This is a genomic window from Streptomyces ambofaciens ATCC 23877, from assembly GCF_001267885.1.
Lineage (GTDB): Bacteria > Actinomycetota > Actinomycetes > Streptomycetales > Streptomycetaceae > Streptomyces > Streptomyces ambofaciens.
In genome coordinates, this window is record NZ_CP012382.1 from 2,193,482 (window position 1) to 2,209,370 (window position 15,889).

Annotated in this window: 10 protein-coding genes; 6 read left to right on the forward strand and 4 right to left on the reverse strand. The window is 73.4% G+C overall.

The window, feature by feature from the left end; genetic code table 11:
- Positions 1–32: 32 nt before the first annotated feature.
- The 3 genes from SAM23877_RS09905 to SAM23877_RS09915 form a co-directional block, all read right to left on the reverse strand.
- Positions 33–1,496 carry a glutamate synthase subunit beta gene (locus tag SAM23877_RS09905; protein ID WP_053129193.1) on the reverse strand — a complete coding sequence of 488 codons (1,464 nt, stop codon included), beginning with the start codon at positions 1,494–1,496 and terminating at the stop codon, positions 33–35.
- Entirely contained in the window at positions 1,489–6,033 is a 4,545-nt protein-coding gene (gene gltB / locus SAM23877_RS09910; RefSeq protein ID WP_079030115.1) for a glutamate synthase large subunit, read from the reverse strand. The genes SAM23877_RS09905 and gltB overlap by 8 nt, the downstream gene beginning before the upstream one ends.
- Positions 6,034–6,460: 427 nt before the next feature.
- Positions 6,461–7,192: a VIT1/CCC1 transporter family protein gene (locus tag SAM23877_RS09915; protein WP_053129199.1), complete on the reverse strand. Its 732-nt coding sequence runs from the start codon at positions 7,190–7,192 to the stop codon at positions 6,461–6,463.
- 230 nt (positions 7,193–7,422) lie between these two features.
- Here SAM23877_RS09915 and SAM23877_RS09920 point away from each other — a divergent pair, with 230 nt between their 5' ends.
- The 6 genes from SAM23877_RS09920 (at position 7,423) to SAM23877_RS09945 (ending at position 14,773) form a co-directional block, all read left to right on the forward strand.
- Positions 7,423–8,748 (forward strand): ADP-ribosylglycohydrolase family protein, encoded by a 1,326-nt coding sequence (locus SAM23877_RS09920; protein ID WP_244902927.1) that lies wholly within the window; start codon positions 7,423–7,425, stop codon positions 8,746–8,748.
- A 173-nt stretch (positions 8,749–8,921) separates the two neighbouring features.
- A complete protein-coding gene (locus tag SAM23877_RS09925; RefSeq protein WP_425314784.1) occupies positions 8,922–10,193 on the forward strand; it encodes an ADP-ribosylglycohydrolase family protein in 1,272 nt (423 codons plus the stop codon).
- Complete coding sequence (locus tag SAM23877_RS09930; protein ID WP_053129202.1) at positions 10,190–11,386, forward strand: ADP-ribosylglycohydrolase family protein; 1,197 nt, start codon at positions 10,190–10,192, stop codon at positions 11,384–11,386. Before SAM23877_RS09925 ends, SAM23877_RS09930 begins: the two co-directional genes overlap by 4 nt.
- Entirely contained in the window at positions 11,374–12,732 is a 1,359-nt protein-coding gene (locus SAM23877_RS09935; RefSeq protein WP_053129204.1) for an ADP-ribosylglycohydrolase family protein, read from the forward strand. The genes SAM23877_RS09930 and SAM23877_RS09935 overlap by 13 nt, the downstream gene beginning before the upstream one ends.
- Positions 12,729–13,952 carry a CaiB/BaiF CoA transferase family protein gene (locus tag SAM23877_RS09940; protein WP_053129207.1) on the forward strand — a complete coding sequence of 408 codons (1,224 nt, stop codon included), beginning with the start codon at positions 12,729–12,731 and terminating at the stop codon, positions 13,950–13,952. The genes SAM23877_RS09935 and SAM23877_RS09940 overlap by 4 nt, the downstream gene beginning before the upstream one ends.
- Entirely contained in the window at positions 13,949–14,773 is an 825-nt protein-coding gene (locus SAM23877_RS09945) for an HpcH/HpaI aldolase/citrate lyase family protein (RefSeq protein ID WP_053129210.1), read from the forward strand. Before SAM23877_RS09940 ends, SAM23877_RS09945 begins: the two co-directional genes overlap by 4 nt.
- 60 nt (positions 14,774–14,833) lie before the next feature.
- Here SAM23877_RS09945 and lgt read toward each other — a convergent pair whose 3' ends face one another.
- Positions 14,834–15,829, reverse strand: coding sequence for a prolipoprotein diacylglyceryl transferase (gene lgt, locus SAM23877_RS09950; RefSeq protein WP_053129222.1), 996 nt, complete (start codon positions 15,827–15,829; stop codon positions 14,834–14,836).
- Between the last annotated feature and the right edge of the window lie 60 nt (positions 15,830–15,889).

Below are 15,889 nucleotides of genomic sequence, written 5' to 3' on the forward strand. Positions count from 1 at the left end.
TTGTGCGGGACGTTCTTCGGTTGTTCCGTCCGTCAGACCGCGAGAGCGCGGTCCGTCGGGCGGATCGGGGCCGGCAGTTCGCTGGCCCCGGTCAGGAAGCTGTCGGCGCCGCGGGCGGCCGAGCGGCCCTCCGCGATCGCCCAGACGATGAGCGACTGGCCGCGGCCGGCGTCACCGGCGACGAACACACCCGGCACGTTGGTCTGGAAGTCGGCGTCCCGGGCGATGTTACCGCGTTCGTCGAGCTCCAGGCCGAACTGGTCCACCAGTCCGTTGTCCCGGTCGGTGCCGGTGAAGCCCATGGCGAGGGTGACCAGCTGGGCCGGGATCTTGCGCTCGGTGCCCGGCTTCGGGGTGAGCCTGCCCTCGATGAACTCGACCTCGCTCATGTGCAGCCACTGGACGTTGCCGTCCTCGTCGCCCTCGAAGTGGGTGGTGGAGACGGCGTAGACGCGCTCGCCGCCCTCCTCGTGGGCGCTGGTGACCTTGTAGAGCATCGGGAAGGTCGGCCACGGCTGGCGCACCGCGTCCCGCTCCTCGCCCGGCCGGGGCATGATCTCCAGCTGGGTGACGGAGGCCGCGCCCTGGCGGTGGGCGGTGCCCACGCAGTCGGCGCCGGTGTCGCCGCCGCCGATGACGACGACGTGCTTGCCCTCGGCCGAGATCGGGGGCGCCACGAAGTCGCCCTCCTGGACCTTGTTGGCCAGGGGCAGGTACTCCATGGCCTGGTGGATGCCGTTGAGCTCGCGGCCGGGGACCGGCAGGTCGCGGGCGGTGGTGGCACCGGCGGCGATGACCACGGCGTCGTAGCGCTTCTTCAGGTCGGTGGCCTTGAGGTCGCGGCCGATCTCGACGCCGGTGCGGAAGCGGGTGCCCTCCGCGCGCATCTGCTCTATGCGGCGGTTGATGTGCCGCTTCTCCATCTTGAACTCGGGGATGCCGTACCGCAGGAGGCCTCCGATGCGGTCCGCGCGCTCGTAGACGGCGACCGTGTGGCCGGCCCGGGTGAGCTGCTGGGCGGCGGCGAGACCGGCCGGGCCCGAGCCGATGACGGCGACGGTCTTGCCTGACAGGCGCTCGGGGATCTGCGGGGCGACGTCCCCGGTCTCCCACGCCTTGTCGATGATCGAGACCTCGACGTTCTTGATGGTGACGGCCGGCTGGTTGATGCCGAGCACACACGCCGACTCGCACGGAGCCGGGCACAGGCGGCCGGTGAACTCCGGGAAGTTGTTGGTGGCGTGCAGGCGCTCCTGCGCGGCCGACCAGTCCTCGCGGTAGGCGTAGTCGTTCCACTCGGGGATCAGGTTCCCGAGCGGACAGCCGTTGTGGCAGAACGGGATGCCGCAGTCCATGCAGCGGCTGGCCTGCTTGCTGATGATCGGCAGCAGGGAGCCGGGGACGTAGACCTCGTTCCAGTCCTTGACGCGCTCCTCGACGGGGCGGGTCTTGGCGACCTCGCGGCCGTGGTTCAGGAAGCCCTTGGGATCAGCCATTGGTCGCCGCCTCCATCATCTTCTCGGTGATCTCGGTCTCGGAGAGACCGGCTCGCTCGGCGGCGTCCTTGGCGGCGAGCACTGCCTTGTACGTGCTGGGAATGATCTTGCCGAAGCGCTCCACGGCGCTGGGCCAGTCGGCGAGCAGCTTCTCGGCGACGGTGGAGCCCGTCTCCTCCTGGTGCCGGCGCACCACGTCGTGCAGCCACTGCTTGTCTGCGTCGTCGAGCGCCTCGATCGCGCCGACGTTGCCGACGTTGACGTTGTCGCGGTCGAGGTCGATGACGTACGCGACGCCACCGGACATGCCGGCCGCGAAGTTGCGCCCGGTCTCGCCGAGGACGACCGCGTGACCGCCGGTCATGTACTCGCAGCCGTGGTCGCCGACGCCCTCGGAGACGACCAGCGCGCCGGAGTTGCGGACGCAGAAGCGCTCGCCGACCTTGCCGCGCAGGAACATCTCGCCGCCGGTGGCGCCGTAGCCGATGGTGTTGCCGGCGATGGTGGAGTACTCGGCGAGGTGGTCGGCGCCCCGGTCCGGGCGGACGACGATCCGGCCGCCGGAGAGGCCCTTGCCGACGTAGTCGTTGGCGTCGCCCTCCAGGCGCAGCGTGACGCCGCGCGGGACGAAGGCGCCGAAGGACTGGCCGGCCGAGCCGGTGAAGGTGATGTCGACGGTGTCGTCGGGCAGGCCCGCTCCGCCGAACTTCTTCGTGACCTCGTGGCCGAGCATGGTGCCGACCGTGCGGTTGATGTTGCGGATCGCGACCTGGGCGCGCACCGGCGCGGCGTCGGTGGCGCTGGAGGCGGACAGGGCGTCCGACGCGAGCTTGATCAGCTGGTTGTCGAGCGCCTTCTCCAGGCCGTGGTCCTGGACGACGGCCTGGTGGCGCACCGCGCCCTCGGGCAGCGCGGGCACGTGGAAGAGCGGCTCCAGGTCGAGGCCCTGCGCCTTCCAGTGGTCGATGGCGCGGGTGACGTCGAGGGTCTCGGCGTGGCCGACGGCCTCCTCGATGGAGCGGAAGCCCAGCTCGGCGAGGATCTCGCGGACCTCTTCGGCGATGAACCGGAAGAAGTTGACGATGTACTCGGCCTTGCCGGAGAAGCGGTCGCGCAGCACCGGGTTCTGGGTGGCGATGCCGACCGGGCAGGTGTCGAGGTGGCAGACGCGCATCATGACGCAGCCCGAGACGACGAGCGGCGCGGTCGCGAAACCGAACTCCTCGGCGCCGAGCAGGGCGGCGATGACGACGTCCCGGCCGGTCTTGAGCTGGCCGTCGGTCTGCACGACGATCCGGTCGCGCAGGCCGTTGAGCAGCAGGGTCTGCTGGGTCTCGGCGAGGCCGAGCTCCCAGGGGCCGCCCGCGTGCTTGAGCGAGGTGAGCGGGGAGGCGCCCGTGCCGCCGTCGTGGCCGGAGATGAGGACGACGTCCGCGTGCGCCTTGGAGACGCCCGCCGCGACCGTGCCGACGCCGACCTCGGAGACCAGCTTCACGTGGATGCGGGCCTGCGGGTTGGCGTTCTTGAGGTCGTGGATCAGCTGGGCCAGGTCCTCGATGGAGTAGATGTCGTGGTGCGGGGGCGGGGAGATCAGGCCGACGCCGGGGGTGGAGTGCCGGGTCTTGGCGACCCAGGGGTACACCTTGTGGCCGGGCAGCTGGCCGCCCTCGCCGGGCTTGGCGCCCTGCGCCATCTTGATCTGGATGTCGTCCGCGTTGACCAGGTACTCGGAGGTGACGCCGAAGCGTCCCGAGGCGACCTGCTTGATCGACGAGCGGCGCGCCGGGTCGTACAGGCGCTCCGGGTCCTCGCCGCCCTCACCGGTGTTGGACTTGCCGCCCAGCTGGTTCATGGCGATGGCGAGGGTCTCGTGCGCCTCCTGGGAGATGGAGCCGTACGACATGGCGCCGGTGGAGAAGCGCTTGACGATCTCGGAGACGGGCTCGACCTCGTCGACCGGGATCGGCTGCCGGTCGCTCTTGAAGCCGAACAGGCCCCGCAGCGTCATCAGCCGTTCGGACTGCTCGTTCACGCGCTCGGTGTACTTCTTGAAGATGTCGTACTTGCCGGAGCGCGTGGAGTGCTGGAGGCGGAAGACCGTCTCCGGGTCGAACAGGTGCGGCTCGCCCTCGCGGCGCCACTGGTACTCGCCGCCGATGTCGAGCGCGCGGTGCGCCGGCGCGATGCCGCTGGCCGGGTAGGCCTTGGCGTGCCGGGCGGCGACCTCCTTGGCGATCACGTCGATGCCGACGCCGCCGATCTTGGTGGTGGTGCCGTTGAAGTACGTCGCGACGAACTCCTCGTCGAGACCGACGGCCTCGAAGACCTGGGCGCCGCGGTAGGAGGCGACGGTGGAGATGCCCATCTTGGACATGACCTTGAGGACGCCCTTGCCGAGGGCGTAGATCAGGTTCCGGATGGCCTGCTCGGGCTCGCCGTCGACGGCCTGCAGGAAGGTGCCCGCGCGGACCAGGTCCTCCACGGACTCCATGGCCAGGTACGGGTTGACGGCCGCGGCGCCGTAGCCGATGAGCAGGGCGACGTGGTGGACCTCGCGGACGTCGCCGGCCTCGATCAGCAGGCCCACCTCGGTGCGCTGCTTGGTGCGGATGAGGTGGTGGTGCACGGCCGCGGTGAGCAGCAGCGACGGGATCGGGGCGTGCTCGGCGTCCGAGTGGCGGTCGGACAGGACGATCAGCCGGGCGCCGTTCTCGATGGCGGCGTCGGTCTCGGCGCAGATCTCCTCTATGCGCGCGGCGAGGGCGTCGCCGCCGCCGTGCACCCGGTAGAGACCGGAGAGGGTCGCGGCCTTGAAGCCGGGCATGTCGCCGTCGGCGTTGATGTGGATGAGCTTGGCCAGCTCGTCGTTGTCGATGACCGGGAACGGCAGCAGGACGCTGCGGCAGGAGGCGGCCGTCGGCTCCAGCAGGTTGCCCTGCGGGCCGAGCGAGGAGCGCAGGGAGGTGACCAGTTCCTCGCGGATCGCGTCCAGCGGCGGGTTGGTGACCTGGGCGAAGAGCTGCGTGAAGTAGTCGAAGAGCAGCCGCGGGCGGTCGGAGAGCGCCGCGATCGGCGAGTCCGTGCCCATGGAGCCGATCGGCTCGGCGCCGGCCTTGGCCATCGGCGCGAGGATGACGCGCAGCTCCTCCTCGGTGTACCCGAAGGTCTGCTGGCGGCGGGTGACCGAGGCGTGGGTGTGCACGATGTGCTCGCGCTCGGGCAGGTCGGACAGCTCGATCTCGCCGGCCTCGATCCACTCGGCGTACGGCTTCTCCGCCGCGAGCTGGGCCTTGATCTCGTCGTCCTCGATGATGCGGTGCTCGGCGGTGTCCACGAGGAACATGCGGCCGGGCTGCAGGCGCCCCTTGCGGACGACCTTGGCCGGGTCGATGTCCAGGACGCCGACCTCGGAGCCGAGGACGACGAGGCCCTCGTCGGTGACCCAGTAGCGGCCGGGGCGCAGACCGTTGCGGTCGAGCACGGCGCCGACCTGGGTGCCGTCGGTGAAGGTGACGCAGGCGGGGCCGTCCCAGGGCTCCATCATCGTGGAGTGGAACTGGTAGAAGGCGCGCCGGGCCGGGTCCATGGAGTCGTGGTTCTCCCACGCCTCCGGGATCATCATCAGCACCGAGTGCGGCAGCGAACGCCCGCCGAGGTGCAGCAGCTCCAGCACCTCGTCGAACGAGGCCGAGTCGGAGGCGTCCGGCGTGCAGACCGGGAAGATCCGCTCCAGGTCCGAGGACGAGCCGAACAGGTCCGAGGCGAGCTGGGACTCGCGGGCGCGCATCCAGTTGCGGTTGCCCTTGACCGTGTTGATCTCGCCGTTGTGCGCGACGAAGCGGTACGGGTGGGCGAGCGGCCAGCTCGGGAAGGTGTTCGTGGAGAACCGGGAGTGCACGAGCGCGATCGCGGAGGCGAAGCGGCGGTCGGACAGGTCCGGGAAGAACGGCTCCAGCTGGCCGGTGGTCAGCATGCCCTTGTAGACGATGGTCCGCGCGGACAGCGACGGGAAGTAGACGCCGACCTCGCGCTCGGCGCGCTTGCGCAGCGCGAAGGCGCGGCGGTCGAGGGCGATGCCCTGGGAGACGCCGTCCGTCACGAAGATCTGGCGGAAGACCGGCATGGTCGAACGCGCGGTGGCGCCCAGCATCTGCGGGGCGACCGGGACCTCGCGCCAGCCGAGGACGGTGAGGCCCTCCTCCGCCGCGATCGTCTCGATCCGCGCCACGGCGTCCTCGGTGCCGTCGACCGGCAGGAAGGCGATGCCGACGGCGTACGCCCCGGCCTCGGGCAGCTCGAATTCGGCCACCTCGCGGAAGAAGGCGTCCGGCACCTGGGAGAGGATGCCCGCGCCGTCGCCCGAGTCGGGCTCGGAGCCGGTGGCACCGCGGTGCTCCAGGTTGCGCAACACGGTGAGCGCCTGGTCCACCAGGGTGTGCGATGCCTCGCCGGTGAGAGTGGCGACGAAACCGACGCCGCAGGCGTCGTGCTCGTTGCGGGGGTCGTACATACCCTGCGCAGCAGGGCGAGCATCCATGAAGGACCAGTTCTGGCCATTCGCGGAATGCTGGGACGGCTGGCGCGGCGTACGCATCGGCTCTCCCGTCGTCGTCATCTGGCATGTGCAAGTGCCGAGGGACGACGTTGGCCCTCTGCGTGAGATCAAAATTTCGTGCAGGTTACATGATGGAGTGATTCTCGGGAAGCGGGATAATCCGTTCCAACATGCGGACAGCGAGGGTGGCGGCGGGGGTACCGCGACCGGCGGTGTGATCCAGGGGGACCGGGGCGGACAGATCGATGTCCGTCGGTCCGAGGGGGCGAAGAGAGCTCCGTCGCTCGCTTCGCGGGTGCGCGGCAGGCCTCATTGCTCACAGCGCTTACGGCTCATGCCCGGGGATCACGTACTCGAAACCAGCGAGTAACGGCTACTTATGCGGTCCTCCGCATAAGTTCGAGCCGGGCTATCCTACGGCCGTTCCGAAGAGACTGCCCAGGGCGTAGGTCACACCGGCCGCCGCGCCACCGAGGGCGAGCTGCCGCAGTCCGCTGTACCACCAGCTCCGTGCCGTCACCTTGGCGACGACCGCGCCGCACAGGAACAGCCCGACGAGCGCGAGCACGACCGCCGGCCACAGCGCGGTGGCGCCGAGCAGGAAGGGCAGCACGGGGAGCAGGGCGCCCAGCGCGAACGAGCCGAACGAGGACACGGCCGCGACCAGCGGCGAGGGCAGGTCGCCGGGGTCGATGCCCAGTTCCTCGCGGGCGTGTATCTCCAGCGCCTGCTCGGGGTCGCGGGACAGCTGCCGGGCCACCTCGCGCGCGAGCCGCGGCTCGACACCCCGCGCCTCGTAGAGCGCGGCCAGCTCGGCCTCCTCGTCCGCCGGGTGCTTCTTCAGCTCACGCCGCTCCACGTCCAGCTCGGCCTCGACGAGCTCGCGCTGCGAGGCGACGGAGGTGTACTCGCCGGCGGCCATGGAGAAGGCGCCGGCGGCCAGACCGGCCAGGCCGCTCAGCACGACGGTCTGCTGGCCGACCGCACCGCCCGCGACGCCGGTCATCAGGGCGAGGTTGGAGACCAGGCCGTCCATCGCGCCGAAGACGGCGGGGCGCAGCCAGCCGCCGTTCACGTCGCGGTGGGTGTGGTTGTCACGGTGCGCCTCGTGCAGCGGCGCCTCGGTTTCGATGATGGCCATGCGGGCCCCCCGGAAGGCTAGTTTGGATCAGTTCTACTTTTTTACAACACCAAAGCTACGCCGATCATTTCGTCCTCGCCAGCAAGGAAAGGCTGCGCTTACCTGCGGTTTTACCTTTTCCGCTCATCCGTGATCTTGAGCGCACAGATGTCGTCCGGGTGACGCTGGGGCCCGCGAGGCTGCGGGGCGGACCGCACCGGGGACACATCCGCAAAGGGAGAGGAGAGGCCGTGGCATCCACCGCCCGCATTCCCCCGGCCCCCGTGCCCGGGGACGCCGTCGGACTCCGCGATCGGGCCCGGGGCGCGCTGCTCGGTCTGGCCGTCGGCGACGCCCTCGGGGCGCCGGCCGAGAACATGAAGCCCTCCGAGATCCGCGCCCGCTGGGGCCGCATCACGGGGTACGTGGCCACGAAGCCGGCCGGCACCGACGACACCGAGTACGCGATCTTCTCCGGTCTGCTGCTGGCCCGGTACGGCTCCGCGCTCACCCCGGCCCATGTGGAGACGGCCTGGCACGAGTGGATCGCGGACCGGGAGGAGGGCCCGTTCCGGGGCGCCGGTTTCAGCGAACGCGGCACCCTGGAGAACCTGCGCCGGGGCCTGGCCGCGCCCATCTCCGCGCAGCACCGCCACGCCTGGAGCGACGGGCTGGCCATGCGGGCCGCCCCCTACGGCGTGTTCGCGGCGGGCCGTCCCGCCGAGGCGGCCCGGCTGGTGGCGATCGACGGTTCGGTCAGCCACGACGGTGAGGGCATCTACGGCGGCCAGGCGGTGGCGGCGGGTGTCGCCGCGGCGATGGCGGGGGCACCGCCCGTCGCCGTCGTGGCCTCCGCGCTGGCCGTCGTGCCGGACGACTCCTGGACGGCCCGGTGTCTGCGCCGCGCGATGACGGCGGCCCACCGCGGCGAACGCGCCGTGCGCTCCGCCGTGGTCATCGGCGGCTACCCGTGGACCGACCTGGCCCCCGAGGCGGTCGCGCTCGCCTTCGGCGCCTACGCGGCGGCCGACGGCGACTTCACGGACGCCGTGCTGACGGCCGTCAACATGGGCCGCGACGCGGACACGACGGCAGCGGTGGCAGGTGCCCTGGCCGGCGCGACCCGGGGCGTCGCCGCCATCCCGGCCGAGTGGGCGGCGGCCATCGGCCCGGCCCGCGGAAGCTGTCTGCCGGCGATGGCCGGGCACCATGTGCTGGACGTGGCCGACCTGCTGACGCGGGCCGCGGTGGAACGGCGCCGCGCCGCGGGGACCGAGGCTGCCGGCCGGGTCGAGAGTTCCCGGGTGGGCGGGGCCCTTCCCCCGGGCGACGGGCCCCGCCCGGGACCGGCCGACGCACCGGTGCCGACACCGACCGACATCCCGGTGCCGGCACCGACGCCGCTGCCCACACCGGCCTGGACCGACGACCCGACGCCGACACCGGCGTCCGCGCCGGCACCACCGCCGCCGCCGCCGCCGACGCCGACGCCGACCAGCAGGCGTGCGCCGTCACCGGCTCCCGGGCCCACCCCGCCCCCGGCCGAAGACGACGCGGTCGTGGGGGTGTGGCCGTGACCAGGTCACGCTCCGCCGGTGAGGAACCCGCCACCACGGCGTACGTCGCCCCGCCCGACGTACCGGAGGAGTCCGCGCCCGCCGGGAGCGGACAGCGCCCCGGACCGGAACCCCCTGGCCCCACCACCGCCACCGTCATCACCACCGGCACCGACACCACCACTGCCACCGTCATCACCACCGGTACCGGTGCCACTGCCACCACCGCCGCTCCCGCTCCCGCTCCCGCCGGCCCTTCCTCCGGAAGGGAGCCCGCCCCCGCCGGCGAGGGGCACCGCCCGAGGCCCGGGAGCACCGCCCCGCCCCGCCCGGCGACGCGGCGCGACCGTGTCGAGGGGCTGCTGCTGGGGCTCGCCGCGGGTGACGCCGCCGGCTGGCCCGCCGCCCGGCACCGGGCCGCCCGGATGCCGGAGTGGACGCGTCGCCTCACCCGCGAACTGGACACCTTCGCGGAGCAGAACGCGACCACCACCCTCCCCGTCCCCATCGCCCTGAACCAGCCCCCGGAGCCCCTGCGCCTCGGCCCGTCCGACGACGCCGAGTGGGCGGCGTTCGCGGCGGAGGCGGTACTGCGGGCCGGGGACGACACCGCGCTCGGGGACCTGAGCCGCGAACGCCGGATGCGGGCGGCGATCGACCTGACCTGGAACGCCGTGGCCAGCGAGGTGGCCGCGGCCACGGAACGCGCCCCGGAGGCCGAGTCGGCGGTGCTGCCGCTGCGGGCCCGCATCTCGGTACGGGCAGGGCTCGGCAACCTCGCCACCGGCCTGCGCCCGCCCGCCACCGGCCACGACAACCCGCACTACTTCGACGACGCCGCCTGCGTCCGGGCCTGTGTCCTCGCCGTCGCCCACCCCGGCGCCCCGCGTGCGGCCGCCGACCTCGCCGAGTTCGACGCCCGCTACACCCAGGACGGCGACGGCGTGCACGGCGCCCGGGCCATGGCGGCGGCCCTGGCGTGCGCCCTCGACGGCGCCGACGTGGGCACCTGCGTCACGGCCGCGCTCGCCGAACTCCCCGCGGAGACGGAGATCGGCCGCAACGCCCGCCAGGCGCTGGCCCTGGCCGCGGGCGCCGAGAGCACCTTCGCCCTCGTACCGCTGCTCGAGCACCAGATCGTCGACCACGTCTACAGCTACGGCATCGCCGCCGCCGAGACCGTCCCGGTCGCCCTCGCCCTGGCCACCGCCGCCCGGGGCCGCATCGCGGAGGCCGTACCGGCGGCGGCGTGTCTGTCCCGGGTCGCGGACTCCGCCCCGGCCCTGGCCGGCGCCCTCACCGGCGCGCTGAGCGGCGGCACGGCGATCCCCGCCTCCTGGCGCGACGCCTGCCGCACCCTCCCCGGCTGCGTGCTGCCCCGCCTCACCGGCACCGACCTGGTCGAGCTCGCCGGGCTCCTGCACGCGACGCAACCGCCCCGACCGGAAGGACGGCACACGGCATGAGGACACCCGGCCCCAGCACACGCGACACGGCGAACGGCGCCACGGCGACGACCCTGGAGGAGCGCGTCACCGGCTCCCTGGTCGGCGCGGCCGTCGGCGACGCGCTCGGCGGTCCCGTGGAGGGCTACTCCCCCGAGCAGATCCTCGAACGCCACGGCGGCCGCGTGCACGGCATCGTCGGCCCGTGGAACGGCGACGCCTGGCGCACCGCCCGCCCCATCGCCCCGTACCACAAGGGCGACGGCCACGTCACCGACGACACCTTGCTGACCCACGCACTGGTCCGGGTGTACGCCACGGTCCGCGACCACCTCGACGCCTACGCGGTCGCCGAGCACCTGGTCCCGGACCTGATGACGCGCCCGCGCTGGATCCCGGAACTGGAGGCCGAGGCGCTCCCGCTCCAGCGGATCTTCCTGGCGGAGAAGTGGCTGGCCGCCAGGATCCACTACGGCCACGTGGACCCGCGCGAGGCCGGCACCGGCAACATCGTCAACTGCGGTGCCGCCATGTACATGGCCCCGGTCGGCCTGGTCAACGCCGCCAACCCGGCGGGCGCCTACGCCGAGGCGCTGGACGTCGCGGGCGCGCACCAGTCGTCGTACGGCCGTGAGGCGGCCGGCGTCCTCGCGGCGGCGGTGGCCGCGGCGTGCACGCCCGGGGCGACGCCGGACTCGGTGGTGGCGGCCTGTCTGGACCTGGCGAAGGACGGCACCCGGGCGGCGATCGAGGCGGTCTGCGACGTGGCCGCGCGGCACACGGACTTCGAGTCGGCGCTCGCGCCGCTGCGGGAGGCGGTGGCCCCCTACGACACGGTGGGCCCCGACTACCGCGCGCCCTCGCTGGCCGCCCGCCGCCCGTCCCGCCTGCACGCGATCGAGGAACTGCCCGTGGCCCTGGGCATGCTGGTCGTCTCCGGCGGCGACTACCGGCACGCGGTCCTCGGCGCCGTCAACTACGGCCGTGACTGCGACTCCATCGCCACGATGGCGGGCGCGCTGGCCGGTGCGCTGGGCTCACCGGTCCCGGAGGACTGGGCGAAGGCCGTCGCGGAGGCGAGCCGCCTGGACCTGTGGCAGCCGGCGACGACACTCACCGCGGTGGCACGGGAGGTCTTCGAGCACGACGTGGCCCGGCGCCGGGCCCACGAGCGGGCGTTCGCGTCGTTCGAGGGCGCGAGATGCTCCGACTGACCTGGGTCCAGCCCGAGGACCTCGTCGGCCACGAGCTGCGCCAGGCGGCGCAGGACGGCCGCGACGCATCGGCGATCGCGGCCCGCTGGCGGGCGGCGGGCGGCTGCCCGGCCCCCACCCGGGCGGGTGCGTCCTCCCGGCCGGCCTCCCCCCGGCTCCGGCTGCTGGCCGAAGACCTGCTGGCGGAACTGGACGAGCTGGCCGACCCGTCGGCGGACGCGGAACCGACGGACCTGGACCGGATCAAGGCCCGGTGCCCCCAGTGGCCGGCGCCCCGCCCCTCGACCGTGTCCCGCGCCCGTCTGGAGGCGGCGTGGCTGGGCCGGGCGGCCGGCTGCCTCCTCGGCAAACCCGTCGAGAAGCTCCCCCTGACCGGCATCCGGTTGCTCGCCCGGGCCGCCGGGAACTGGCCTCCGGTCGACTACTTCACCGCCCGCGGCCTCCCCGAGGACCTCATGGCCGCCCACCCCTGGAACCGCCGCTCCGCGGCCACCTCCCTCGTCGAGAACATCGACGGCATGCCCGAGGACGACGACCTCAACTACCCGCTCCTCAACCTGCTGCTCCTGCAACGCCACGGCAGGAGCTTCACCACCGCCGACGCGGCCCGCGTCTGGCTCGACGAGCTCCCCGCCGGCCGCACCTTCACCGCCGAACGCGTCGCCTACCGCAATCTCCTCGGCGGCCTGGAACCCCCGCACACGGCCCGCCACCGCAATCCCTTCCGCGAGTGGATCGGCGCCCTGATCCGCGCCGACGTGCACGGCTGGACCAACCCCGGCGACCCGGGCGCCGCCGCCGAGCAGGCGCACCGCGACGCGACCCTCACCCACACCGCCAACGGCGTCTACGCGGCGATGTTCGCGGCGGCCGTCATCGCCACCGCCGCCACCGGCACGCACGACGTCCACGCCTGTCTCCGCGCCGGCCTCACCGTCGTACCGCCGGCCTCCCGCCTCGCCGAAGCCGTCGGCCACGCCGTCCACCTCGCCGGGACCGAGGCCGACTTCGACACGGTGGTGGACCGGCTCCACGCCCTCCACTCCCCCACCCACCACTGGGTCCACGCCGTTCCCAACACCGCCCTGCTCGCCGCCGCCCTCACCCACGCGGACGGCGACTTCACCGGTTCGGTCTCCCGTGCCGTGTCGGGCGGCTGGGACACCGACTCCAACGGCGCCACCGCCGGCAGTGTCGCCGGCCTCCTCGCCGGCTCCCCCGCCGCCCTGCCCGAGCACTGGACGGCCCCGCTCAAGAACCGCCTGGCCACCTCGGTCGGCGACTTCGACGGCACCGGCTTCGACGCCCTCGCCCATCTCACCCACAGGGAGGCCACCCGCCCATGACCGTGTCCCCGCCCGCCGGCACCCCCGCCCTCGCCCAGGCCCCGCTGAGCGGGTTGCGCGTCCTCGACCTCGCCACCCTCTTCGCGGGCCCGCTCGCGGCCACCATGCTCGGCGACTTCGGCGCCGAGGTGGTCAAGGTCGAGCACCCCGACCGGCCCGACCCCTCCCGGGGCCACGGCCCGTCCAAGGACGGCATCGGCCTGTGGTGGAAGGTGCTGGGCCGCAACAAGCGCACCATGACCCTGGACCTGTCGAAGCCCGCCGGCCGCACCACCCTGCTCCGTCTCGCCGCGACCGCGGACGTCGTCGTCGAGAACTTCCGCCCGGGCACGCTGGAGAGGTGGGACCTGGGCTGGGACGAGCTGTCCGCGGTCAATCCGCGGCTGGTCCTCACCCGGGTCACCGGCTTCGGCCAGTTCGGCCCCTACGCACGCCGGCCCGGCTTCGGCACGCTCGCCGAGGCCATGAGCGGTTTCGCCGCGATGACGGGTGAGCCGGACGCGCCCCCGACGCTGCCGCCGTTCGGGCTGGCCGACTCGATCGCCGCCCTGGCGACGGCGTACGCCGTGATGACCGCGCTCGCCGCACGCGAGCGCACCGGCGAGGGCCAGGTCGTCGACATGGCGATCATCGAGCCCATCCTGACCGTGCTGGGCCCGCAGCCCACCTGGTACGACCAGCTCGGCCACGTCCAGCCCCGCACCGGCAACCGCTCCCAGAACAACGCCCCGCGCAACACCTACCGCACCGCCGACGGCACCTGGGTCGCCGTCTCCACCTCGGCCCAGTCGGTCGCCGAGCGCGTGATGCGCCTGGTGGGCCGCCCGGAGCTGATCGACGAGCCCTGGTTCGGGTCGGGCGCCGAGCGGGCCCGGCACGCCGACGTGCTGGACGCGGCGGTCGGCGACTGGATCGCCCGGCACGACCGCGCCGACGTGCTCGCCGCCTTCGAGAAGGCCGAGGCCGCGGTCGCCCCGATCCAGGACGTGCGGGACGTGATGGCCGACCCGCAGTACCAGGCCCTGGACTCCGTCACCACCGTGCACGATCCCGAGCTGGGCCCGATGCGCATGCAGAACGTCCTCTTCCGTCTGTCCGCCACCCCGGGGGCGATCCGCTGGGCGGGCCGCCCGCACGGCGCCGACACCGAGGAGGTGCTGACCGAGCTCGGTCTGTCCCCGGCCGATGTGAAAGAGCTGCGTGAGGAGGGCATCGTATGACGGCACCCCCGCTGACCTGGCTGTACGCCCCCGGGGACCGGCCCCGTGTGGTCGCCAAGGCGCTGGCCGCCGGCGCCGACGTGGTCGTGGTCGACCTGGAGGACGCGGTCGCCCCCGACCGCAAGCGCTACGCCCGCGAGGCCACCGCCGAGCTGCTCGGCGAGCCCCAGCCGGTGCCCGTCCACGTCCGCGTCAACGCCCTGGACGGGCCGCTCGCCGCTGCGGACCTCGCGGCGCTCGCCCAGCTGCCGGGACTGTCCGGGCTGCGGCTGCCGAAGGTGACGTCGCCCGAGCAGATCACCGGCGTCGCGACGGCCACCGGCGGGCCACCCCTGTACGCCCTGCTGGAGACGGCCCTCGGCGTGGAACGGGCCTACCCGATCGCCGCCGCCCACCCGTCGCTGCGCGGCATCGCCCTCGGCGAGGCGGACCTCCGCGCCGACCTCGGCGTACGCGGCGACACGGGCCTGGACTGGTCACGCTCGCGGGTGGTCGTGGCCGCGCGTGCGGCGGGGCTGGCGCCGCCGTCGCAGACCGTGCATCCCGACACCCGGGACCTGGAGGGCCTGGCGGCGTCCTGCGCCCACGGCCGCGCCCTGGGTTTCCTCGGCCGGGCCGCGATCCACCCCCGTCAGCTGCCGATCATCGAGCGGGCGTACCTGCCCACCGACCGGGAGCTGGAGGAGGCGGAGACGATCGTGAAGGCGGCCACCGCGCAGCCGGGCGCGCTGGCGCTGCCGGACGGCCGGTTCGTCGACGCGGCCGTGGTGGCGACGGCCCAGCGCACCCTGTCGCTGGCCCGGCGCCCCGTCCTGTCCTGACACACGAACAGGGCGCCCGGATCACTCCGGGCGCCCTCGGCGACGTACGACGGCGGGCGGTCAGCCCTTGGCCGAGTCCGCCCCGTCCTTCACGTGCGTCGCGTCCTTCTCGGTCTCCACGGTGCCGTCCCCGGTGTCTCCGGAGCCTGCGGCGTCCGCGGCGCCGTCGGCATCGGTGTCCTTGGAGTCCGCGTCGGCGGCCTCGCCCGCGGCGCCGCCCGCGTCACCGTCGGCGGGCTCCGCACCCGGCTCGACGACGGCCTCCCGGCCCGGGCGCTTGCGCGCCGAGAGCACCATGTAGACCACCGCGAGCAGGAACACGAGGAGCGCGGTCCAGTTGTTCAGGCGCAGGCCCAGGATGTGGTGGGCGTCGTCGACGCGCATGTACTCGATCCAGAACCGGCCCGCGCAGTACGCGGCGACGTAGAGCGCGAACGCCCGCCCGTGGCCGAGCCTGAACCGGCGGTCGGCCCAGATGACGAGCAGCGCCACGCCGATGCACCACAGCGACTCGTACAGGAACGTCGGGTGGTAGGTGCCCGGCACCCGCCCGTCGGCCGACGAGGTGATCTCCACGGCCCACGGCAGGTCGGTCGCCTTGCCGTAGAGCTCCTGGTTGAACCAGTTGCCCCAGCGGCCGATGGCCTGCGCGAGGGCGATGCCGGGGGCTACGGCGTCGGCGTACGCGGGCAGCGGGATGCCCCGGCGCCGGGCACCGATCCAGGCGCCCAGCGCACCGAACGCGATCGCGCCCCAGATGCCGAGGCCGCCCTCCCAGATCTTGAAGGCGTCGACCCAGTCACGGCCCTCGCTGAAGTACAGCTGGTAGTCCGTGATCACGTGGTAGAGCCGGCCGCCGATCAGGCCGAAGGGGACGGCCCAGACCGCGATGTCGGCCACCGTTCCGGGCCGCCCGCCCCGGGCGATCCAGCGCCTGTTGCCGAGCCAGACGGCTACGAAGACGCCGATGATGATGCAGAACGCGTAGCCGCGCAGCGGGATGGGACCGAGGTGCAGCACCCCGCGCGACGGGCTGGGAATGAAGGCAAGTTCCATGGCAGGGTCGACGCTACCGTGTCGGACGGTGCCCGCGTCGGGCAGCCCGGCTACGGGTCC